Source organism: Saccharothrix sp. HUAS TT1 (assembly GCF_040744945.1).
GTDB lineage: Bacteria > Actinomycetota > Actinomycetes > Mycobacteriales > Pseudonocardiaceae > Actinosynnema.
The window spans coordinates 3807705-3830069 of the sequence record NZ_CP160453.1; the positions used below are offsets into that span (position 1 = coordinate 3807705).

Below are 22365 nucleotides of genomic sequence, written 5' to 3' on the forward strand. Positions count from 1 at the left end.
CCCGCCGACCCGCCACCCCGGCGGGTCGGCGGGTTCCCGCGTTCCAGGGGGGTGCGGCTCAGCCCACCGCCAGGTGCGGCCCGCCCCGCAGCACGTCCACGTGGTCGCTGCCCGGCCGCCCCAGCACCCAGCTCGTGCCGCGCAACGACTTCGCGTGCTCCTTCAACGGCGCCAGCAGCCGCGACACCTCCCGGTAGGACCCCACCGAACCGGCCGCGCAGATCAGCGTCGCCAACGACAGCGTCACCGCCCGGCCCTCCGCGTCGAACGGCACGTCGAGCACGCCCGCGGCGAACGGCACGACCTCGTTCAGGCCCGCCACCACCAGGAAGTCGTCCCCGCCGACGTGGCCCACCTGCACGCCGGGGTACGCCGCCGAGCCCTCGCCCAGCGCCCGCCCGATGGCCCGGATCAGGTCGTCACCCGCCGCGAACCCCGCCGAGTCGTTGACCCCCTTGAACGCGTCCACGTCCAGCCAGCCCACCGCGAACAGCTCGCCGCCCAGGATCCGCCGGTCCACCTCGCGCGCGATCGAGTCGCTGCCCGGCAGCCGCGTCAACGGGTTCAGCGCCGCCGCCTGCTCCACCTTCATCTCCGCCACACCGCGCACCACGTCCGCCACCCGCACCACGCCCAGGCACCGGTCGTCGTCGTCCACGACCACCAGGTCGTCGTTGGTCCGCTCCCGGTTGGCGTGCGCCACCACGTCCAGCAGCTCCAACGCGCTCGACCCCGCCCCGATCAGCTTCGGCTTGTCCGCCAACCGCGCCGCCTCCCGCTTGGCGTGCAGGGCGTGCCCGAACGGCCCCGTCACCGCCAGCAGGAAGCGGTTGCGGTCCACCGTCCAGCGCGGCCTGCCGCCGTCGTCCACCAGCACCACGCCGCTGACCGTCGGCTGGTTCGCCAGCACGTCCCGCACCTCCTCGGACGTCGCCGAGTCGGGCAGCGTGGTCGCCGGGTGCAGGAAGTCGGTGACCCGCGGTCCGGCCTGGCGCCGCAGCGGCGCGGTCATCGTGCTGCTGACCGCCTCCGGGTCGTTCACCTCGCTCAGCACCGCCGCGATCGTCGCGTCCACCCTGGGCCGCCGCTGCGCGCTCGCCAGCAGGTTGCCCTGCGCGAGCCGCACCCCGAGCCGGCGCAGCGCGGCCAGCTGCGCCTCCGTCTCCACGCCCTCGGCCACCACCAGCGACCCGGTGTGCTCGCACAGGTGCTGCAACGCCTGCGCCAACGCGTACCGCGCGGGGTCGGTGGGCAGCGCCACCACCACCTCGCGGTCCAGCTTGACCACCTCCGGCTGCACCTCGGCCAGCAGCGACAGCGGCGAGTCGCCCTCCCCGACGCCGTCCAACCCGATCCGGAACCCGTCCCGCCGCAACCGCTCGACACCCCGCACCAGCAACCGGCGCGGCGCGCGCGAGTACGGCGTGCCGACCTCGACCACCAGGTCCGCCGGGGTCCGCCCGACCTCGCGCAGCGCGCCGTACAGCGGGGCCATCAGCTCCGGCTTGTCCGCGATCGTCAACGCGAGCAGGTTGACGTGCAGCGGCACGCCCAGGTCGTGGTCGGCCGCGTGCCGGATCGCCCGGCACGCCAGCGCCACGTCGGTGTTGGCCAGGTAGCCCGCGCGGAACGCCATCCGCAGCAGGTCGTGGACGCTGCCGTCATGCGGCCGGGCGAGCGCTTCGACCGCGACGACCCCTCCGGTGTGGAGGTTGAACAACGGCTGGAAGGCGAACCGGACGTCATCCAGCAAGGCGGGCACGGCCCCGATCGTGCCCGGTCGATCTTCATTTGCCGAGAGCGTTAACCGAGTGTTCCCGCACTTTTGGCCGATTGCACAGGGAATGCCATCCGGCCTCGCATAACCCAGGACGCCGAGCCGAACAGCCGGAGCATCGCGCGGACCGTCCCGCCCAGGTCATCGGGCATGCCCAGGTAGTCGCGCTGAAGCTCGCCGGGGAGCTGGAAAAAGCCGTGGAAGAATTGCGGGACCTCGTCCGGCGGCAGCGCCAGCAACGCCGCCAACCCCCGCGACCGCAACGCGTGCACCGCCCGTTCCGCGACCGGGCGCGGCACCGGCCGCCCGGCCGCGAGCGCGTCCGCCACCACCGGCGCCCGGCGCAGCGACGCCGCCACGCTGTACCCCGTCGCCGGGTGGATCCACCCCGCCGCCGCGCCGAACGCGCCGTTCCGCGCCCGCCCGTCCAACGTGATGCGCACCCGCTCCTCGGCCGCCGGCGCCGGGATGCCGTGCGCGGCCAACCGCGCGTGCAGCCGCAACCGCAGCTCGGCCAGCGGCAGCCCCGGCCGGCGGGCCAACGACGTCTCCTCCAGCAGCACCTCGTCCGCCGACACCGGGATCGCGTAGAGGAACGTCGGGTCGGCCGTCGTCGCGTCGGGCGGCTTGCGCCAGTCCATGATCAACGCCTCGCCGGCGGCCACGAACGGCAGCGCCGACCGGGCGGGCACCACCACGCCCACCGCCGTCTGCGCCGCCCGACCGCCCGCCGTGCCGCTCGCGTCGACCACCCGACCGGTCAGCACCCGCCCGTCGGCCAGCGTCACCGACGCGTCCGCCCACCCGACGACCCGGCCCGCGACCACCCGCACCCCGTCGGGCAGCCACCGCAGCCGCTCGTTGTCCAGCACCGCGTAACCGCGGTCGATGACGTGTTCCTCGGTGGTCACCGCCCGCGCCCGCGCCGCCGTCACCGCCACCGGCGCGTCGGCGGGCAGCTCGTCCACCCACGCCGCGTACGTCGCCCGCCACGGCCGAGCCGGGCTCGGGTCGACCAGCGTCGTGCCCAACCCCCTCGCCGCGCACGCCCGCGCCAACGCCCTCCCGGCCGGCCCGCCGCCGACGACCACGACGTCCACTAGCGCTGCTCCGGCGGCTTCGGCGGCAGCAGGTTGCCCAGCACCAGCGGCTGGTACTGCGACACCACGTCGGTCAGCTGCGCCACCGTCCGCTCCACCGCGTCCCGCGCGGCGTTGCGCTCCGCGATCACCGCCGACAGCATCAGCGCCGTCAGCACCGCCGTCGCGTTGAACGCCTGCAACGTCACCATCCGCACCACCAGTTCCAAGTCCGCGAACGGGCCCGTGCCCCGCGCCGCACCCCGTGCCGCCAACGTCGTCGCGATCAACGCGCACGGCGCCGTGCCCAGGTGCTGGAAGCGCAGCGCCGCCCAGATCAGCAGCGGGAACACCAGGTACATCACCCGGAGGTTGTGGGTGGTCGCCACGGTCAGCACCAGCACCGTGCACGCGACCAGCCCACCCGCCTCCAACCACCAGCGCACCGAGCGCGCGCGGGGGCGCAGCTCGCGGAACACCAGGACGATCGGCACGAACACCAGCACGCCGAGCACGTCGCCGGTCCACCACACCGTCCACGTCGACCAGAACAACCCGCCGTCGATCGCGCCGGTCACCAGCAGGGAGGTCGAGCCGACCGTCGCGCTCACCGCCATGCCGACGAACCCGGCCAGCAGCACCAGCGCCAGCGCGTCGCGCGTGCGGTCCATCTCCTGCCGGAACCCGGCTTTCTTGAGCAACAGGTAGGCCACCACCGGCCCCAGGGTGTTCCCGGCCGTGATGAGGAGCGTCGCCCCGAAGTCGCCGAGCGTCGAGTTCACCGTGAAGGCGCCCAGCGCGACACCCGGCCACATCCGCAACCCGCCGAGCACCAGCGCGAGCACGGCCACGCCGGTCGGCGGCCACAGCGGTGTCACCTGGTCGTTGACCAGAGCCTGGAGAAGACCGAGACGCGCGCCGAGGTGGTAACAAGCCGCCACCACCGCGACGTGGAGCGCGTAGCGGACGAGTCGAGGGGAGAGCTGCACCGGCACAGCATCCACCGTTCCACCGACAGGCACCACGCCTAGCTGCGGAGATGCCCTGACCGACCCCCCGATTTCACTATCCCGGGCCGCTCGTGTAAGTTTCTCTCTGCCAGCGCGGAACGGGCCGGAGAGAGACCGGAACGGAGCGCGGCGGAAGACAAAGTGAATGCAGGGCGACTTCAACGCGGGGTCGAGCAGGTCGAAACGGCCGATTTGACACCGCGAAAACGAACCCGCTAAGCTTTCACCACAAGCGAAACACCGGAAACACAAAGCCCCGGAATGAACTGCGGTAAGACGCAGGACGTGATGGTGAGCGCGTGTTCTTTGAGAACTCAACAGCGTGCCGAATAGCCAGTAAATTGTATGACCTCGTCAAGAGGTTTTCCTTTGAGATTGTTACTGGACAACTGACATTATTTGTCAGTGTTGTTCGGAGCGATCGAACTCATTCCTTATTGGAGAGTTTGATCCTGGCTCAGGACGAACGCTGGCGGCGTGCTTAACACATGCAAGTCGAGCGGTAAGGCCCTTCGGGGTACACGAGCGGCGAACGGGTGAGTAACACGTGGGTAACCTGCCCTGTACTCTGGGATAAGCCTGGGAAACTAGGTCTAATACCGGATATGACCTGCCTCTGCATGGGGGTGGGTGGAAAGTTCCGGCGGTATGGGATGGACCCGCGGCCTATCAGCTTGTTGGTGGGGTAATGGCCTACCAAGGCGACGACGGGTAGCCGGCCTGAGAGGGTGACCGGCCACACTGGGACTGAGACACGGCCCAGACTCCTACGGGAGGCAGCAGTGGGGAATATTGCACAATGGGCGAAAGCCTGATGCAGCGACGCCGCGTGAGGGATGACGGCCTTCGGGTTGTAAACCTCTTTCAGCAGGGACGAAGCGTGAGTGACGGTACCTGCAGAAGAAGCACCGGCTAACTACGTGCCAGCAGCCGCGGTAATACGTAGGGTGCGAGCGTTGTCCGGAATTATTGGGCGTAAAGAGCTCGTAGGCGGTTTGTTGCGTCGGCTGTGAAAACTTCACGCTTAACGTGGAGCCTGCAGTCGATACGGGCAGACTTGAGTTCGGCAGGGGAGACTGGAATTCCTGGTGTAGCGGTGAAATGCGCAGATATCAGGAGGAACACCGGTGGCGAAGGCGGGTCTCTGGGCCGATACTGACGCTGAGGAGCGAAAGCGTGGGGAGCGAACAGGATTAGATACCCTGGTAGTCCACGCCGTAAACGGTGGGTGCTAGGTGTGGGGGACTTCCACGTCCTCCGTGCCGCAGCTAACGCATTAAGCACCCCGCCTGGGGAGTACGGCCGCAAGGCTAAAACTCAAAGGAATTGACGGGGGCCCGCACAAGCGGCGGAGCATGTGGATTAATTCGATGCAACGCGAAGAACCTTACCTGGGCTTGACATGCACTGGAAACCAGTAGAGATATTGGCCCCCTTGTGGCCGGTGTACAGGTGGTGCATGGCTGTCGTCAGCTCGTGTCGTGAGATGTTGGGTTAAGTCCCGCAACGAGCGCAACCCTCGTTCCATGTTGCCAGCGCGTTATGGCGGGGACTCATGGGAGACTGCCGGGGTCAACTCGGAGGAAGGTGGGGATGACGTCAAGTCATCATGCCCCTTATGTCCAGGGCTTCACACATGCTACAATGGCCGGTACAGAGGGCTGCTAAGCCGTGAGGTGGAGCGAATCCCACAAAGCCGGTCTCAGTTCGGATCGGGGTCTGCAACTCGACCCCGTGAAGTCGGAGTCGCTAGTAATCGCAGATCAGCAACGCTGCGGTGAATACGTTCCCGGGCCTTGTACACACCGCCCGTCACGTCACGAAAGTCGGTAACACCCGAAGCCCGTGGCCCAACCAGCTTGCTGGGGGGAGCGGTCGAAGGTGGGACTGGCGATTGGGACGAAGTCGTAACAAGGTAGCCGTACCGGAAGGTGCGGCTGGATCACCTCCTTTCTAAGGAGCATCTGCGGACTCGATCTCGGTCGGGTTCGGAGGCCACGCCGGCGGCGAACGATCGTCGGGTGGAGCTCATTATTGTGGATGCTGGCTATATGCAAGGCTTCGGATTGCTCGGTGAGTTAGTACTGTTCCTCCGGGAGCGTGGAAGGGTCATCGAGGGGTTCAGGGTTTCTTGTTCGGTACGCTGTTGGGTCCTGAGAGAACACGCGAGTGTTTTCCTCAGCGAGAAACGACAGGGCTTCGCCCGTCTTCGAACCGCCGGGTTGCCGGTAGGCGTTGACAGTAGTGGCAGAGCGTCTGGTTGTTCTTTGAGAACTGCACAGTGGATGCGAGCATCTTTGTGGCAAGTTATTAAGGGCACACGGTGGATGCCTTGGCACCAGGAGCCGATGAAGGACGTAGGAGACTGCGATAAGTCTTGGGGAGCTGTCAACCGAGCTGAGATCCAAGAATTTCCGAATGGGGAAACCCGGCCTCAGTCATGTGGGGTCACCCACGCCTGAACACATAGGGCGTGTGGAGGGAACGCGGGGAAGTGAAACATCTCAGTACCCGCAGGAAGAGAAAACAACCGTGATTCCGTGAGTAGTGGCGAGCGAAAGCGGAAGAGGCTAAACCGTATTCGTGTGATACCCGGCAGGGGTTGCGTGTGCGGGGTCGTGGGACCTGTTCGTCAGTTCTGCCGAGCTGGCAAGGAGTCATAAAACGGTGTCGTTAGCGGAACGCGTCTGGAAAGCGTGGCCGTAGAGGGTGAAAGTCCCGTACGTGAAAACTCACCGTCTTCTTACAGTGTTCCCAAGTAGCAGCGAGCTCGTGGAATTTGCTGTGAATCTGGCGGGACCACCCGCTAAGCCTAAATACTCCCTGGTGACCGATAGCGGACTAGTACCGTGAGGGAAAGGTGAAAAGTACCCCGGGAGGGGAGTGAAATAGTACCTGAAACCGTGTGCCTACAATCCGTCGGAGCCTTTAGGGGTGACGGCGTGCCTTTTGAAGAATGAGCCTGCGAGTTAGTGCTGCGTGGCGAGGTTAACCCGTGTGGGGTAGCCGTAGCGAAAGCGAGTCCGAATAGGGCGCCCATAGTCGCGTGGTCTAGACCCGAAGCGGAGTGATCTAGCCATGGCCAGGGTGAAGCGTGGGTAAGACCGCGTGAGGCCCGAACCCACCAGGGTTGAAAACCTGGGGGATGAGCTGTGGTTAGGGGTGAAAGGCCAATCAAACTCCGTGATAGCTGGTTCTCCCCGAAATGCATTTAGGTGCAGCGTCGTGTGTTTCGTGCCGGAGGTAGAGCACTGGATGGTCTAGGGGGCCCACAAGCTTACCGAAATCAACCAAACTCCGAATGCCGGTACGTGAGAGCGCGGCAGTGAGACTGCGGGGGATAAGCTTCGTAGTCGAGAGGGAAACAGCCCAGAACGCCGGCTAAGGCCCCTAAGTGTGTGCTAAGTGGGAAAGGATGTGGGGTCGCCCAGACAACCAGGAGGTTGGCTTAGAAGCAGCCACCCTTTAAAGAGTGCGTAATAGCTCACTGGTCAAGTGGTCCTGCGCCGACAATGTAGCGGGGCTCAAGCACACCGCCGAAGCCGTGTCATTTCAGCGCAAGCTGGGATGGGTAGGGGAGCGTCGTTCAGCCATCGAAGCGCCGGAGGAATCCAGGTGTGGAGGCTGGACGAGTGAGAATGCAGGCATGAGTAGCGAAAGCAGAGTGAGAAACTCTGCCGCCGGATGACCAAGGGTTCCTGGGCCAGGCTAATCCGCCCAGGGTAAGTCGGGACCTAAGGCGAGGCCGACAGGCGTAGTCGATGGACAACGGGTTGATATTCCCGTACCCGTGTGAACGCGCCCATGGCGAACCTTGTGATACTAACCGCCCAAAGCCTGTCCCGAGTCTTCGGACGAGGGACTACGTGGAGCGCGGGACCTGAACTTGTAGTAGTCAAGCGATGGGGTGACGCAGGAGGGTAGCTCCGCCAGTGAGTGGTAGTACTGGTGTAAGCGTGTAGGGAGAATCGTAGGCAAATCCGCGGTTCATATATCCTGAGACGTGATGCATAGCCGATTGAGGCGAAGTAGGGTGATCCCATGCTGCCGAGAAAAGCCTCTAGTGAGTGTTCATGCGGCCCGTACCCCAAACCGACACAGGTGGTCAGGTAGAGAATACCGAGGCGATCGGGCGAACTGTGGTTAAGGAACTCGGCAAAATGCCCCCGTAACTTCGGGAGAAGGGGGCCGAGGGATTTGAAGCCCCTTGCGGGCTAGGATTTTTCGGCCGCAGAGACCAGCGAGAAGCGACTGTTTACTAAAAACACAGGTCCGTGCGAAGTCGCAAGACGATGTATACGGACTGACGCCTGCCCGGTGCTGGAACGTTAAGGGGACCGGTTAGCTCTTCGGGGCGAAGCTGAGAACTTAAGCGCCAGTAAACGGCGGTGGTAACTATAACCATCCTAAGGTAGCGAAATTCCTTGTCGGGTAAGTTCCGACCTGCACGAATGGCGTAACGACTTCTCGACTGTCTCAACCACAGGCCCGGCGAAATTGCACTACGAGTAAAGATGCTCGTTACGCGCGGCAGGACGGAAAGACCCCGGGACCTTTACTATAGCTTGGTATTGGTGTTCGGTTCGGCTTGTGTAGGATAGGTGGGAGACTGTGAAGCGGCCACGCCAGTGGTTGTGGAGTCGTCGTTGAAATACCACTCTGGTCGTACTGGATGTCTAACCTCGGTCCGTGATCCGGATCAGGGACAGTGCCTGGTGGGTAGTTTAACTGGGGCGGTTGCCTCCCAAAGGGTAACGGAGGCGCTCAAAGGTTCCCTCAGCCTGGTTGGCAATCAGGTGTCGAGTGCAAGTGCACAAGGGGGCTTGACTGTGAGACCGACGGGTCGAGCAGGGACGAAAGTCGGAACTAGTGATCCGGCCATGGCTTGTGGAAGCGTGGTCGCTCAACGGATAAAAGGTACCCCGGGGATAACAGGCTGATCTTGCCCAAGAGTCCATATCGACGGCATGGTTTGGCACCTCGATGTCGGCTCGTCGCATCCTGGGGCTGGAGTAGGTCCCAAGGGTTGGGCTGTTCGCCCATTAAAGCGGTACGCGAGCTGGGTTTAGAACGTCGTGAGACAGTTCGGTCCCTATCCGCCGCGCGCGTAGGATACTTGCGGAAGGCTGTCCCTAGTACGAGAGGACCGGGACGGACGGACCTCTGGTGTGCCAGTTGTCCTGCCAAGGGCATTGCTGGTTGGCTACGTTCGGAAGGGATAACCGCTGAAAGCATCTAAGCGGGAAGCCTGTTCCTAGATGAGGTATCCCACCCTTTGTGGGTTAAGGCCCCCAAGAGACCATTGGGTTGATAGGCCGGAGATGGAAGGTCGGTAACGGCTGGAGTTGACCGGTACTAATAGGCCGAGGACTTGTCATGAAGGCGCTACGCATCCACTGTGCGGTTCTGAGAGAGCCGAACCGGACCACCACGGTCCACCCCTTCGACCAGGTGGTCGGGATCCGGGGGTGGGTCGGGGTGCCTACGGGTTGGTAATTTCATAGTGTTTCGGTGGTCATAGCGGTTGGGGAACACCCGGTCCCATTCCGAACCCGGTAGTTAAGCCTTCCAGCGCCGATGGTACTGCACTCGTGAGGGTGTGGGAGAGTAGGACGCCGCCGAACAATTCTCCCCTCAAGGGGCGCTCAGTCGAGCGCCCCTTGAGGCGTTTCACGGGCTCTCGCGGGGCTCGTTCGCCGGGCTGGGCGAGGGCGACTACTTTCTTCCACCATGCACCACGAGCACGTCGACCCCCGAGCCCAGCGCCGCGTCGGTGGGAACGCCGCCGTCCAGGCCGACCTGGCCACCAGCCCGTTCCGGGTCGACCGGGACCGCGTCGCCAGTTCGCCGTTCTTCGCCCGTCTCGGCGGCGTCACGCAGGTCGTCAGCTCGACCGGTTCCGGGCTGCTGGTGCACAACCGGCTCACGCACAGCCTCAAGGTCGCCCAGGCGGCCCGTGCCATCGCCGAACGCCTCAACGCCCGCCCGGACGTGAGCAACCTGCTGGACAAGCTCGGCGGCTGCGACCCGGACGTGGTGGAGGCGGCCTCCCTCGCGCACGACCTGGGGCACCCGCCGTTCGGGCACCTCGGTGAGCAGGTGCTGGACCGCTTGGCCCGGCACCGGTTCGGGTTGTCGGACGGGTTCGAGGGCAACGCCCAGTCGTTCCGCATCGTCACGACGACGGACGTGCGCGGACCGGCCGCGGTCGGTCTGGACCTCACGGTGGCGGTGCGCGCGGCGATGCTCAAGTACCCGTGGACGCGGCTCTCCTACCCGAAGCCGCACCCCAGGGACTTGGCCATGCCGCCTCGCGGCGCCGCCGAGCCCACCGACGCGCCGGGCACCGGTTCCGGCAAGTTCTCCGCCTACGTCACCGAGCTGGTGGACGTCGAGCAGTCCCGCGCGTTCTACGCGGGTCGGCTGGAGCAGTGGCAGCAGACGGTCGAGGCGTCGGTCATGGACACCGCCGACGACATCGCCTATGCCATCCACGACCTGGAGGACTTCTACCGCGTCGGCGTGCTGCAGCACGCGACCGTGTCGACCGAGCTGAACACGTGGCTGGAGCACGCGGTCGAGCTGGCGGGCTTGAGCGCCGCCGACCTCGCCGCCCAGGAGCGCAGGCCCGGCCGCTCGCTGGAGGCCCTGCGCCGCCGGCTGCACGCCAAGGACTCGTGGGCGGTGCACGACGAGGCGTTCGCGCAGGCCGTGGCGAAGGTGCGGGCCGAGCTGGTGGACGGCCTGCTGGCGGTGCCGTTCGACGGCTCGGTGGAGGCCGAGCAGGCGGTGGCCGGGTTCTCCGCCCGCTGGACGCGTCGCCTGGTGGACTCGGTCGGCGTGGTCGAGGAGCCGACGACCCGCTCCGGGCACGTGGTGCTGGCCGTGCCGCAGTGGCACGAGGTGCAGGTGCTGAAGTTCGTGCACCGCCGGTTCGTGCTGCTGCGCCCGGACCTCGCGCTGCACCAGCGCGGCCAGGCGCGGCTGCTGACCGCGCTGGTGGAGGCGCTGGAGCAGTGGGTGACCGACCGGCACGAGGCGAACCGGCTGCCGCGCCGGTTGCACGACCTGGTCGAGCTGGCCGGTGACGAGTACGCCGGACTGGCCCGAACGGACCCGTCGGCGCTGGTCGGCGCGACGGGGGAGACGCCGTCCGGTCCGGACGCGGTCAGCGCGCTGGCCCGCGGCCGGGCGGTGGTCGACTTCATCGCCTCGCTGACCGACAACCAGGCCGCGGCGCTGCTCGACGCCCTCTCGGGACGAACCGGTCAGCTGTGGACAGATGCTTTTGTACTGTGAAATGTGATGGATTCACCGTCTGGGAAGTAGGCCGAACGGTGGCAGACGGTACTTGGCCGTGCGCAATACGTTGACCCCTCGGTCGGAGACATCCGACCGCAGGCCGCGTGCGTCGGGGGCACGCAAGATCTGGGGGAGACGCCTGTGCGCTCACCGAATCGCCGGTTGCGAAGAAACACCTTGATCGCGGCGGGTGCCGCCGTGCTGCTGGCCCTGGGCGTCGTGTCGCCCGCCTCGGCCGACCCGCCCAAGGCGTCCAAGGGCGTCGAGGAGAAGACCGCGGCGCAGATCGCCGCGTTGCAGGACATCAAGCGGTCGCTCACCGCATCCGAGTCCAAGGTGGACAGCGCGCTCGTGGTCGAGCAGCGCCGCCGGACGAACCTCGGCACGTTCAACAAGCTCCCAGCGCTCCAGACCGGTGTGAAGGTCCACAGCGGAAACACCGTCGTGGTGGACATCCGCGCGCACGAGGTCACCGACGAGCTGGTCGCGGCCGTCAAGGCGGCCGGGGGCGGCATCCGCTCCGTCTCCACCGAGGGCCGCACGGTCCGGGCCCAGCTCCCGCTCAACGCGCTCACCAAGCTCTCCGCGCGCGGTGACGTCCGCCGCGTCGAGACCGCGGTCGAGTACAAGACGTTCAACAAGCAGGACCGCAAGGCGGACCCGGCGCCCTCCAAGGAGGACAAGGCCCGGGAGATCGAGGCCCGCACCCGCGAGGTCCTGATCGCGCCGCAGGCGGCCAAGACCGCGGAGGCCGACCGGGCGCACGCCGCCGACACCGCGCGCTCCGACTTCCGCGTCACCGGCACCGGCGTGAAGCTGTGCGCGCTGTCCGACGGCGTCGACTCGCTCGCCCTGTCGCAGACCGCCGGCGAACTGCCCGCCGGCGTGGAAGTCCTCCCGGGTCAGGAGGGCTCCGGCAACGAGGGCACCGCGATGCTGGAGATCCTGCACGACCTCGCGCCCAACGCGAGCCTCGGCTTCGCCACCGCGATCAACGGCGACGCGAGCTTCGCCGACAACATCCGGGCCCTGCGCTTCGAGCTGGGCTGCGACGTCATCGTCGACGACATCCTCTACTTCAACGAGTCGCCGTTCCAGGACGGCGTCATCGCGCGGGCCGTGGACGCGGTCACCGCCGACGGCGCGCTGTTCTTCTCCTCGGCGGGCAACGAGGGCAACGTCGCCGACGGCACCTCGGGCCACTGGGAGGGCCAGTTCGTGGACTCGGGCGTCGGCGTCGGCAAGTTCGCCGGCACCGCGCACGACTTCAACCCGTCGCCGGACGCCAAGCAGGTGCTCAACCCGCTGTCGGACAGCTCGGGCAACGTGCCCGTGACGCTGTTCTGGTCCGACCCGCTGGCGTCGTCGTTCAACGACTACGACCTGTACCTGGTGAACTCGCAGGGCAACGTGGTGGCGTCCAGCCAGAGCGTGCAGGACGGCACCCAGGACCCGTACGAGCGGCTGACCACGCCCGCGAGCGCGTTCGGCCTGCGGCTGGCCGTGGTCAAGTTCCGCGGTGAGGACAAGTACCTGGCGCTGTCCGCCCTGGGCGGTCGCTTCAAGGACTCCTCGGACGGGCTCAAGAAGTACGCCACGCCCGGCGTGACCCGCGGCCACTCCGCGGCCAAGGGCGCGATCAGCGTCGCGGCGGCCCCGGCGAACAACCCGCTGCCGTTCGACCTGGAGCCGGGCGACCCGGCCAACCCGCGCGGCCCGTACCCGAACGCCTACGACGGCGCGCAGAAGCCCGAGCGGTTCACCTCCGACGGTCCGCGCCGGGTGTTCTTCGCGCCCGACGGCACCCCGAGCGAGGAGGTCCGGCAGAAGCCCGACCTGACCGCGGCCGACGGCGTGCAGACCAGCGTGGCGGGCTTCAACCCGTTCTTCGGCACGTCGGCGTCCGCGCCGAGCGCCGCGGCCATCGCGGGCCTGGTGCTGTCCGGCAACCCCGGCCTGTCGCCCGCCGAGGTGCGCGAGGCGATGACCGCGACCGCGATCGACATCGTCGAGGCGGGCGTGGACAACCGGACCGGCGCGGGCATCGTGCGCGCCGACCTGGTGCTGGCCTACACCGGCGCCTCGCCGCAGCCGCTGGCGAAGGCGACGAAGCCGTCCGTGGTCAACGACGGCGACGGCAGCCAGTACCTCAAGCCGGGCACCACGGCCACGGTCACCGTGCCGGTGGTCAACTCCGGTGACGGCACCGCCGCGTCGACCAGCCTCGTGCTCACCACGCCCACCGCGGGCGTGACGATCGCGCCGCGGTCCAAGCACTACGGCAACGTCGAGGTCGGCCAGACGGTGACCAACACGTTCAAGGTGACCGTGCCCGCGTCGGCGCAGGTCGGCAGCTCGATCCGGCTGGACGCGCGGGTGACGTTCGCCGGGTCCACGTCGCCGACGACGAGCACGTTCACGCTCACCGTGGGCGAGCCGTCCCGGGAGACGAAGACGTTCGCCTACGCCGGGCCGGCCGTGGCCATCCCGGACAACGACGCCACCGGCGTCTCGGTGGCGATTCCGGTCAGCGGCGTCGGCCGCGGGTCGAAGATCGTGTTCTCGATCGACGGCGACACCTGCAACGCGAACACCGGCGCGACCACGGTCGGCGTCGACCACACGTTCGTCGGTGACCTGGTCGGCACGCTGACCTCGCCGTCCGGTGCGACGGCCACCGTGCTCCAGCGCAACGGCTCGACCGGCAACAACCTGTGCCAGGTCGTGTTCGACGACTCCGCCGCTCAGCCGTTCTCCTCGGTGACCAGCGCGCTGGCGCCGTTCACCGGCACGTGGCGGCCGACCACCCCGCTGAACGCCCTGCTCGCCGACCCGGTCGACGGCACCTGGACGTTCAAGCTGGTGGACGCGGTCTCGTCCGACAAGGGCTCGCTGCGCGCGGTCTCGCTGAAGATCAACGGTTACATCTGATCGGTCCTTGAGTGACGAAGGGCCCCGGGAGCGCGCTCCCGGGGCCCTTTCCGTTCACGTGTTACTTCGGCCACTCCCAGCGGATGCCGAACACGCCGGGCCCGAAACCGAGCGCCACGGCGTGCACGCCGCCCGCCGCGTCCAGGGCCAGGTTGCGCCGCCGGGACGGGGTGTCGTCACCGGCGGGCACGCTGAACTGCTGGCAGCGCGCGGGCAGGTTCGACTGGTCGAACCGCACCTCGATCACGTACTCCCGCACCGGCAGCCGGAACTTGCGGGCGAACGTGTTGTTGCCCGCCGGGTAGTGGCCCTCGGCGAACAGCAGCTCGTACTCCATGATGATGGTCTCGCCCCTGGTCAGGGGCCGGTCGAACATCATCTCGGCGGCCATGATGTTGGCCTCGGTGTCCTCGACCACCCGACCGAGGTGGCAGTTGCGCAGGTTCACCACCTGCGGCAGCACGTTGGCCTGCTCGGTCTCGAACACCAGCGCCCACCGGTCCGGGCCGTCCTGCTCGGCGCGCAGGATCTGGCGCACCCACACCGACCGCTGCCCGCCGTCGGCGGCGATCTCGATCCGGTCGTGCTGGCTGATCCGGCCCAGCTTCACGTCCGAGGTGGTGTCCACCTGGGTGAGCAGGTGGGCCACCCGCTCGCGACGCGCCCACAGCGCGTCGATCGGCATCATCGTCGTCGGCCGCGAGCGCCTGCCGCGCGGGCGCGGCGGCCCGAGCAGCGCGGACAGGCCGGACTGCGGCACGCCGAGCACGGTCTCCAGGTGGCGCAGCGCCTCCAGCGACTCGGGTCGCTCGGGTCGGCGGCGGCCGGACTGCCAGTAGCTCAGCGTCGCGACGCTGATGGTGACCCCGCGCAGCGCGAGCCGGTGCTGGATGCGGTCGAGACTCAGCCTGCTCGCTTTGATCGCCGCTCTCAGCGCCTCGGGGAACGGTCCCGTGGTGAGAAGCTGCGCAAGACTGCCGTGGCCCGTCGAGTCGAGTTCGTCGACGGACAGGTTGGGTCGACCGGCAGCGTTGGTCATTGTGACTCCCCGCTGTCATGAGATCACGCCCCAGTGACCCTACCCGCCAACGCAGGGCGTTGGTGCCTTCCAGGTGGAGTCATTGATTGGGCCGTACGGGTTACGAGTTCACTGGGATGGGCATCGTTCTGTCAAGTGGTGAACATCCGTGCTCTCCCCTTTGTAAACCCGCCGGTAACATTGTGCAACGCGGGCTTCGGGGTCCGGCCGTCGCCCCTTCGGTCCTGGTGCGCCCCGGTGCGGCTGTTCGCGCGCCCCGGCGGTCCCGTCGCGTTGGCGGACGTTGATCCGTTGGGCCTACTGTGTGCCCGGTGACGGCCGCCCAGGACCTCGTGCCCCTTCCGGAGGACCCCCTGACGGAGGTGGCCACCGCCGTGCTCGGCTCCGGCCACCACGTGGTGATCGACCTGCTGGACGTGGTCCGCCACCACGGCGGGCCGCTGGTCGACGTGGTCCGCGCGGGCGACGACCTGATGCCCCGGCTGGCCCACGAGAACGCGCTCGACCAGGCGCTGCTGCTGGCCCGGCGGGCGCTGCGGCCCGGCGGCCTGTTCATCGCCGCCGTGCCCGAGCTGGACAAGCTCGGCAGGCTGCGGCCCACCGCGCCGCCGCCGAAGGTGTCCGGGCGCGGTCCGGACCGGCAGGTGACCGTGCAGCTGTGGGACTGGGCGGCCGACGGCGAGTCGTACGCCCTGGAGGTCGTGCAGCTGGTGCGCGGCGCGGAGACGTGGGAAGTGATCAACACCGTGGCGACCAGGCACCGGGTGCTGTCGCCCGAGCAGGTCTCCGCCGCGCTGGCCGACGCAGGGTTCGGGGCCGTGCAGCGGCTGTCGCCCGCCGAGTGCGGCCATCCGCTGCCGGTCTGGGTCGCGGTCGCGCCGGCATGAGCAGGGTCCGCCCGGTCGCCGGGGGCGGACGGGCCGTCGAGGTGCCGCCGGAGCGCCTGGAGGGGTGGTTCGCGCGGTTCGCCTCCCGGCACGGCGGGATCGCCACGACCTCGGTGACGGCGGCCGCGTGCCTGGTCACGGCGGTGGACGGTGCGACGGCGTCGGTGACGGCCGCGTTCGGCTCGTTCACCCCCGTGGGTGAGGCGGACGGTCTGGTGCTCGACGCGCTGCTCGCGCACGCGTCCGCGTCGCGCCGGGTCGGGCTGTTGCTGGTGCGGCTCGGCGGGCACAGCATCGGGGTGGCGCAGGACGGCGCCGTCCTGCTGTCGACCACGGACAGCCGGCAGGTGCACGGGCGCAACAAGGCGGGCGGGTGGTCGCAGCAGCGGTTCGCGCGGCGGCGTGAGGGGCAGGCCCGGGTCGCGCTCCAGGCGGCGGCGGACGACGCGGCGCGGGTGCTGGCGCCCCGGGTCGGCGAGCTGGACGCCGTCGTGCTCGGTGGTGACCGGCAGGCGTTGGACGCCCTGAGGGGTGACCGCCGACTGGACGAAGTGTTCGCGCTGGCGTCACCGCGCGTGTTGGACGTGCCGGAGCCCCGGCGGGCGGTGCTGGACGAGGCCGCCGAGCGGGCGCGGGCGGTGGAGGTCGTCGTCCGCGAACCGGCCGGGGATTCGCGGAACTCGTGACAACCCCCGCCCGGCCCGACCGCATTCATAAGGGTGAGGGGGCGCCGGGCAGCGGCGGCCCCACGAACCCGAGGAGCAGTCTTGCTGCGCAAACGACTCGTGCTGGCGGCGAGTGCCGTCGTGCTCGGCGGTGTCGCCGTGGCGGTGCCCGCGCTGGCGTCCGGGGGCGGGGACGAGGCGCCGGTGTCCGTCACGCCGACGCCGACCTCGGTCGCCACCTCGCCCGCGACCCCGCCGGTCACCACCCCGCCGGTCACGACGTCACCGGTCACCACCCCGCCGGCCACGACTCCGCCGGCCACGATGTTGCCGGTCACGACGTCGCCGATTGCCACCTCGCCGATTGCCACCTCGCCACCGGTCGAGACCAGCCCGCCGCGGCCGACGGAGACGGTGATCACGTCACCGGGCGCGTCGCACCCGGCGACCACCACGGCGCCGCCGCTGCCCACGTCCACGACGGTGACCACGAGGCGTTGACGGCGTGAGCTGGGACGCGGAATTCACCCACTACTTCGACCGGTGCGCCGACTCGATGCGCTTCACCGCGTTCCTGTTGTGCGGCAACCACCACGAGGCCGAAGACGTGGTGCAGTCCGCGTTCCTCAAGCTCTACCTCGCGGGGCCGAAGCTGGCGCAGCGCGAGGGGCTGGAGGCGTACCTGCGGCAGATCGTGGTGCGCACGTTCCTGGCCGAGCGCCGCCGGGTGCGGTGGAAGCGGGAGAAGCTGACCGACGTGCTGCCGGAGGCGCCGGTGGCGGAGTCGTTGAGCGAGGACCGGCTGGTGGTGTGGCAGGCGCTGGCCGCCGTGCCCGCCAAGCAGCGGGCGACGCTCGTGCTGCGGTTCTGGCACGACCTGGGGGTGGAGGAGACGGCGGCGGCCCTGCGGTGCTCGGAGGGCACGGTGAAGAGCAACACGAACCGGGGTCTGAAGGCGTTGCGGCAGAGGCTGGGGCCGGAGTTCGGCGCGTTGTGGCAGGAGGTGTCGCGCGGTGCTTGAGGACGAGCTGAGGAAGACGTTCGAACAACTGAACACCAAGCCCCTACCGAACACGTTCGGGGCGATGGACGTCGTGCACCGGGGCACCCGGGTCAAACGCCGCCGCCGCACCTACGCCGTGGGAGCCGCCGGCGCCGGTACCGCGCTGGTGGCCGTGGTGATCGCCTTCGCGCTGACCCAACCACCGACCCAACCCGACAACGACCCCGCCGGCCCACCCGAAGCCCCGGTCAGCACCAGCGCGCCCACCAGCTCCGACCCGCCGATCGGCACCAGCCCGGAGCCCGCCACCTCCATCACCGAACTCCCGCAGACCACCAACACCTCCTCACCGACCCACACCAACCCCACCCGCACCACGACTGACACCACCACCCCACCAGCCACCACCAACCTCACCACCACCCGCTGACCACCACCCCGCTCACGGCCAGCAACCCACGGCCACCCCACCCACGACCATCCGGCCCACGGCCAACCACCGCTTACCGCCCACCAGGCCCTCGGTCGCCGGCCGCCGGTCGCGCTGCCACCACCAGCCACCACCGCCAGCCAGCCTGCCTCGAACCGGCTGCCAACAGGTCGCCACCTGCCTGCCGGCCAGCCACCTGCCCGCTAGCCAGCCACCTGCCAGGCGGCCCGGTCGGCTGCCAGGCGGCTGGCAGGCCGGTCAGCTGCCTGCCAGCCAGCGCCGGGCCTGGGGTGAGCGGCCAGGCGTCACCTGTCGTTCCAGCCGCCGTTGGTCGCCGTTTCAGGTGCCGCTTCGCCCGCCGTTCAGCCCACGGTGCCGGTGGCGAGCAGGCCGCCGTCCACCCGCACCGTCTCCCCGGTGATCCACTCCGCCTCGTCCGACACCAGGAACGCCACCAGCCGCGCCACGTCCTCCGGCGTCCCGAGCCGCTTCATCGGGTACCCGGCCGCCGCCTCCTCCTCCCGCCCGGTGTACAGCGCCTCCGCGAACCGCGTCTTCACCACCGCCGGCGCGACCGCGTTCACCCGCACCCCCGGCCCCAGCTGCCACGCCAGCTCCTCGGTCAACCGGATCAGCGCCGCCTTGCTCGCCCCGTACGCCCCGATCACCCCGGTCGACCGCAGCCCGCCCACCGACGCGACGTTCACCACCGCCCCGCCGTGCTCGCCCATCCACGCCTTCCACGCCAGCTGCACGAACCCCAGCGCGGCCACCACGTTGACGTCGAAGATCTTCCGCACGGCGTCCAGGTCCGCGTCCACCAGAGCCCCGAACACGGGGTTGATGCCGGTGTTGTTCACCAGCACGTCCAACCGCCCGAACCGCTCCACGGTCGCCCGCACGGCCCGCTCCCGGTCCTCCGCGCTGCCCGCGTTCCCCGGCACCGCCAACACTCGGTCAGGTGACACCCCGGCAGTCGACGCCAGCGACTCGGCCGCCTCGGCGACGGCCTCCGCCTTCCGCGCCGTGATGGTGACCGACGCCCCGCGCGCCAGCAGCTCCAGCGCGATCCCGTACCCGATGCCCCGGCTGGCGCCCGTGACCAGGGCCGCCCGCTCCGTGAAGTCCGAAGTCATAGCGGCAATCTATGCCGGTCGCCACACGCCGGTGATTCGCCGTCGCCCACCCCGTAGACTGGGCACGTGGTCATCTTGATCGAGTAGGTCCCGCGCTCAGCCGCGCCCTCGACCTCGCACGACCACACACCGGAGCAGAACTTGATCACCGCGACCGATCTCGAGTTGCGCGCGGGCTCGCGCATCCTGCTGTCCGACGCCACCCTCCGCGTCCAGCCGGGCGACCGCATCGGCCTCGTCGGCCGCAACGGCGCGGGCAAGACCACCTCCCTGCGCGTCCTCGCGGGCGAGGGGCAGCCGTACGCGGGCGACGTGCGCCGCACCGGCGAGCTCGGCTACCTGCCGCAGGACCCGCGCGAGGGCGACCTGTCGGTCATCGCCAAGGACCGGGTGCTCTCCGCCCGCGGCCTGGACCAGCTGCTCCGCGACATGGAGAAGATGCAGTCCACGATGGCCGAGCTGGTGGACGACGCCGCGCTGCAGGACGCCGTCCGCAAGTACGGCCGCCTCGAAGAGCGGTTCGCCGCCCTCGGCGGGTACGCGGCCGAGAGCGAAGCCGCCCGGATCTGCGCCAACCTCGGCCTGGCCGACCGCGTGCTGGCCCAGCCGCTGCGCACGCTGTCCGGCGGTCAGCGCCGCCGCGTCGAGCTGGCCCGCATCCTGTTCGCCGCCTCCGAGGGCGGCGTCGGCGCGAAGTCCAGCACGATCCTGCTGATCGACGAGCCGACCAACCACCTCGACGCCGACTCGATCGCGTGGCTGCGCGGGTTCCTCAAGTCGCACGAGGGCGGCCTGGTCGTGATCAGCCACGACGTCGAACTGCTCGACGACGTGGTCAACAAGGTGTGGTTCCTCGACGCGACGCGCGGCGAGGTCGACATCTACAACATGGGCTGGAAGAAGTACCTGGAGGCGCGCGCCGCCGACGAGAAGCGCCGCCGCCGGGAGCGCGCCAACGCGGAGAAGAAGGCCGGCGCCCTCATGGCGCAGGCCGACAAGATGCGGGCGAAGGCCACCAAGGCCGTGGCCGCGCAGAACATGGCCCGCCGCGCCGAGAAGCTGCTCTCCGGCCTGGAGGACACCCGCCAGGCGGACAAGGTCGCCAAGATCCGCTTCCCGCAGCCCGCCGCGTGCGGCAGGACGCCGCTGACCGCCGAGGGCCTGAGCAAGTCCTACGGCTCGCTGGAGGTCTTCACCGGCGTCGACCTGGCCATCGACCGCGGTTCCCGGGTGGTCATCCTGGGCCTGAACGGCGCCGGCAAGACCACGCTGCTGCGGCTGATCGGCTCGATGGAGCGCGCCGACGCGGGCGAGGTCGTCGCAGGTCACGGCCTCAAGCTCGGGTACTTCGCCCAGGAGCACGAGACGCTGGACCACGAGGCCACCGTGTGGCAGAACATCCGCCACGCCGCCCCGGACGTGCCCGAGCAGCAGCTGCGGTCGCTGCTCGGCACCTTCCTGTTCAGCGGTGAGCAGCTGGACCAGGCCGCGGGCACCCTCTCGGGTGGCGAGAAGACCCGGTTGGCGCTGGCCGGCCTGGTGTCGAGCGCGGCGAACGTGCTGCTGCTGGACGAGCCGACCAACAACCTCGACCCGGCCAGCCGCGAGCAGGTGCTCGACGCGCTGCGCCGCTACGAGGGCGCCGTCGTCCTGGTCACGCACGACCCCGGCGCGGTGGAGGCGCTTGAGCCCGAGCGGGTGATCCTGCTGCCCGACGGAACCGAGGATCACTGGTCCCAGGAGTACCTGGAGCTCGTGCAGTTGGCTTGAGCCAAGGGAATCCGCCTCCTACACCCCAAAGTGAGCACTGATCGACTCTGCGTGATCGTTCGACCGCTCGCAGATCATTTCGCTTGATCACCTGGCGTTCTTGGTCTCCGTGTTCGATCATTGCGACGACAGGGGCTCTCAAGGCCCGACCTGCTGTCTACGGAAGGCGGGACAAGGTGGCTGACCTGAAGAAGGGCGCCCGGATCACCGGCGCCACGCGGGACAAGCTGGCCGCTGACCTGAAGAAGAAGTACGAAAAGGGCGCGAGCATCCGGGCGTTGGCCGAGTCCACCGGGCGCTCCTACGGCTTCGTGCACCGGGTGCTCAGCGAGTCCGGTGTGCAGCTGCGCGGTCGCGGTGGCGCCACCCGCACGAAGAAGAAGTAAGCTACCCTCCGGTAACCCAAGGCGTCGAGGAGAGACGGCGCCTGCCGAAGACCCCGGAGGTCCGAGCATGTCGGCACCGACCGCCATCGACGCCGACCTGCTGGAACGCGGAGGCGTGCGGCTCGTCCTGGACGGACCGCGCGCGACCATCACGCTTGACCGTCCCGACGTGCTCAACGCACAGACGCCGTCGACCTGGGTGGCGTTGCGGACGATCGGTGGGCAACTGGGCCCGGACGTCCGCGTCGTGGTCGTCCGGGGTTCCGGTCGCGCCTTCTCCGCCGGGCTCGACCGGCGCATGTTCACCGGCGCCCCGGTGGAGGGCGAGCCGGGCCTGCCGGAGATCACCCGGCGGGGTCCCGAAGCCGGCGCCGCGCTGATCGCGGAGTTCCAGGAGGGGTTCCGCTGGCTGCGCGACCCGGCCAGGGTGACGATCGCCGCCGTGCGCGGGCACGCGATCGGCGCGGGCTTCCAGCTCGCCCTCGCGTGCGACTTCCGCGTGGCCGCCGACGACGCGCTGTTCTGCATGGCCGAGACCTCGCTCGGCCTGGTGCCCGACCTGGGCGGCACGCTGCCCCTGGTGCGCCTGGTCGGGTACTCGCGCGCGGCCGAGATGTGCCTGACCGGGAGGCGGGTCGGCGCCGAGGAGGCGCTGCGGGTCGGCCTGGTCAACTCCGTCGTGGCCGCGGACGGGCTGGACGGCGCGGTGGACGACCTGGTGGCCCGGGTGCTGCGCCCGCTGCCCGGCGCGGTGCGGGAGACGCTGGCGCTGCTGGCGTCGGCGGCGGGCGGCGCGTCGGAGGAGGAGCAGTTGCGGGCCGAGCGCGAGGCGCAGCTGCGCCGACTGGCCGAGCTGTCCGCGCTCGCCGGCGGTGGCGCGAGCTGAAGGAGTCGTCCGGCGCGGGCTGAGCGGGACCGAGGCCGCCCCGGGCGGGAACGTCGGGAGGTCC

Annotated in this window: 15 protein-coding genes and 3 rRNA genes; 13 read left to right on the top strand and 5 right to left on the bottom strand. The window is 69.0% G+C overall.

Going from position 1 to position 22365, the window contains the following annotated elements; genetic code table 11:
* Positions 1-58: 58 nt before the first annotated feature.
* Genes AB0F89_RS18615 through AB0F89_RS18625 form a run of 3 tightly spaced genes read right to left on the bottom strand, consistent with a single transcriptional unit; the run spans position 59 to position 3860 of the window.
* A complete protein-coding gene (locus AB0F89_RS18615) occupies positions 59-1762 on the bottom strand; it encodes an EAL domain-containing protein (protein ID WP_367137850.1) in 1704 nt (567 codons plus the stop codon).
* Positions 1763-1803: 41 nt separating this feature from the next.
* Positions 1804-2877 (bottom strand): lycopene cyclase family protein, encoded by a 1074-nt coding sequence (locus AB0F89_RS18620; protein ID WP_367137852.1) that lies wholly within the window; start codon positions 2875-2877, stop codon positions 1804-1806.
* Positions 2877-3860, bottom strand: a complete 984-nt coding sequence (locus AB0F89_RS18625) for an MASE1 domain-containing protein (RefSeq protein WP_367137854.1) — start codon at positions 3858-3860, stop codon at positions 2877-2879. The genes AB0F89_RS18620 and AB0F89_RS18625 overlap by 1 nt, the downstream gene beginning before the upstream one ends.
* A gap of 440 nt (positions 3861-4300) precedes the next feature.
* Here AB0F89_RS18625 and AB0F89_RS18630 point away from each other — a divergent pair.
* The 5 genes from AB0F89_RS18630 to AB0F89_RS18650 all read left to right on the top strand — a co-directional run bounded on the left by AB0F89_RS18630 (position 4301) and on the right by AB0F89_RS18650 (position 14099).
* Positions 4301-5819 (top strand): 16S ribosomal RNA (locus AB0F89_RS18630).
* A gap of 347 nt (positions 5820-6166) precedes the next feature.
* Positions 6167-9245 (top strand): 23S ribosomal RNA (locus tag AB0F89_RS18635).
* A 128-nt stretch (positions 9246-9373) separates the two neighbouring features.
* Positions 9374-9490, top strand: a 5S ribosomal RNA gene (rrf, locus tag AB0F89_RS18640).
* The 16S, 23S and 5S rRNA genes sit together here, the layout of an rRNA operon.
* A 106-nt stretch (positions 9491-9596) precedes the next feature.
* Complete coding sequence (locus tag AB0F89_RS18645) at positions 9597-11165, top strand: deoxyguanosinetriphosphate triphosphohydrolase family protein (protein WP_367137856.1); 1569 nt, start codon at positions 9597-9599, stop codon at positions 11163-11165.
* A gap of 180 nt (positions 11166-11345) precedes the next feature.
* Positions 11346-14099, top strand: a complete 2754-nt coding sequence (locus AB0F89_RS18650) for a S8 family serine peptidase (protein ID WP_367137858.1) — start codon at positions 11346-11348, stop codon at positions 14097-14099.
* 61 nt (positions 14100-14160) lie between these two features.
* Here the strand turns inward: AB0F89_RS18650 and AB0F89_RS18655 are convergent, their stop codons facing one another.
* Positions 14161-15138 (bottom strand): hypothetical protein, encoded by a 978-nt coding sequence (locus AB0F89_RS18655; protein ID WP_367137860.1) that lies wholly within the window; start codon positions 15136-15138, stop codon positions 14161-14163.
* 311 nt (positions 15139-15449) lie between these two features.
* Between AB0F89_RS18655 and AB0F89_RS18660 the strand changes: the two genes are divergently transcribed.
* From AB0F89_RS18660 to AB0F89_RS18680, 5 genes are all read left to right on the top strand, one after another.
* Positions 15450-16025, top strand: a complete 576-nt coding sequence (locus AB0F89_RS18660; protein ID WP_367137862.1) for a hypothetical protein — start codon at positions 15450-15452, stop codon at positions 16023-16025.
* Entirely contained in the window at positions 16022-16711 is a 690-nt protein-coding gene (locus AB0F89_RS18665; RefSeq protein ID WP_367137864.1) for an acVLRF1 family peptidyl-tRNA hydrolase, read from the top strand. Before AB0F89_RS18660 ends, AB0F89_RS18665 begins: the two co-directional genes overlap by 4 nt.
* Positions 16712-16792: 81 nt before the next feature.
* Positions 16793-17191 carry a hypothetical protein gene (locus tag AB0F89_RS18670; protein WP_367137865.1) on the top strand — a complete coding sequence of 133 codons (399 nt, stop codon included), beginning with the start codon at positions 16793-16795 and terminating at the stop codon, positions 17189-17191.
* A 4-nt stretch (positions 17192-17195) separates the two neighbouring features.
* The gene (locus AB0F89_RS18675) at positions 17196-17711 is read left to right on the top strand and encodes a SigE family RNA polymerase sigma factor (RefSeq protein ID WP_367137867.1); all 516 of its coding nucleotides are present in this window, start codon (positions 17196-17198) and stop codon (positions 17709-17711) included.
* Positions 17704-18123 (top strand): hypothetical protein, encoded by a 420-nt coding sequence (locus AB0F89_RS18680; protein ID WP_367137869.1) that lies wholly within the window; start codon positions 17704-17706, stop codon positions 18121-18123. The genes AB0F89_RS18675 and AB0F89_RS18680 overlap by 8 nt, the downstream gene beginning before the upstream one ends.
* Before the next feature lie 362 nt (positions 18124-18485).
* On the opposite strand, the gene AB0F89_RS18685 is transcribed toward AB0F89_RS18680, so the two are convergent.
* Positions 18486-19259 carry an SDR family oxidoreductase gene (locus tag AB0F89_RS18685; protein ID WP_367137871.1) on the bottom strand — a complete coding sequence of 258 codons (774 nt, stop codon included), beginning with the start codon at positions 19257-19259 and terminating at the stop codon, positions 18486-18488.
* Positions 19260-19400: 141 nt separating this feature from the next.
* On the opposite strand from AB0F89_RS18685, the gene AB0F89_RS18690 reads away from it, so the two are divergent.
* The 3 genes from AB0F89_RS18690 (at position 19401) to AB0F89_RS18700 (ending at position 22301) form a co-directional block, all read left to right on the top strand.
* On the top strand, positions 19401-21029 hold the full coding sequence (locus tag AB0F89_RS18690; RefSeq protein ID WP_367137873.1) for an ABC-F family ATP-binding cassette domain-containing protein: 1629 nt from the start codon (positions 19401-19403) through the stop codon (positions 21027-21029).
* 119 nt (positions 21030-21148) lie between these two features.
* The gene (locus tag AB0F89_RS18695; RefSeq protein ID WP_367138922.1) at positions 21149-21415 is read left to right on the top strand and encodes a helix-turn-helix domain-containing protein; all 267 of its coding nucleotides are present in this window, start codon (positions 21149-21151) and stop codon (positions 21413-21415) included.
* Positions 21416-21482: 67 nt separating this feature from the next.
* Complete coding sequence (locus AB0F89_RS18700) at positions 21483-22301, top strand: enoyl-CoA hydratase/isomerase family protein (protein WP_367137875.1); 819 nt, start codon at positions 21483-21485, stop codon at positions 22299-22301.
* Positions 22302-22365 lie beyond the last annotated feature (64 nt).